General features: G+C 51.5%; 1 protein-coding gene. It reads left to right on the top strand.

Features of this window, described 5'->3' with window-relative positions; all coding sequences use genetic code 11:
* Positions 1–73 precede the first annotated feature (73 nt).
* Positions 74–507 (top strand): transposase (locus RCO25_RS35185; RefSeq protein ID WP_309000587.1); only part of this gene is annotated, 434 nt, incomplete at its 3' end.

The following is a 507-nucleotide window of genomic DNA, read 5'->3' as shown; positions in this document are numbered from 1 at the left end:
GAGGAAAAAGAGGCCGAGGTGGAGGACAATGAACCAAGTGAACAAGGAATTGAAGCAGAGCATCTTGCAACGCATGATGCCGCCAAATAACGAGCCTGTCAGTCAGATAGCCAGAGAAAGCGGACTATCGGAAACGACACTGTACAAGTGGAAGAAGGCAGCCAAAGCACAAGGAATGATCATGCCTGATGGCGCACAACCCGCAGAGCGATGGAGTACGCGAGATAAGTTTGCTATCGTGGTGGAAACAGCTGCGTTAAGTGAGATCGAGTTGTCGGAATACTGTCGTGCCAGAGGGCTGTTCGTCGAGCAGGTAGAGGCCTGGCGCGATGCTTGCATGCAAGCAAATGGCGGGATAGCCGAGCAAGCGAGCAATCTGCAAAAGGACCTTCGAACGAAAGAACAAGAGGTTAAAGCCTTGACCCGAGAACTTCAACGGAAAGAATCAGCTTTAGCGGAAACTGCCGCACTACTGGTATTACGAAAAAAGGCCCAAGCGATCTGGGG

Origin of the sequence: Paenibacillus sp. LHD-38 (genome assembly GCF_031157315.1) — a bacterium.
Classification (GTDB): Bacteria; Bacillota; Bacilli; order Paenibacillales; family Paenibacillaceae; genus Pristimantibacillus.
This window is presented reverse-complemented; position numbering and strand designations above follow the sequence as displayed.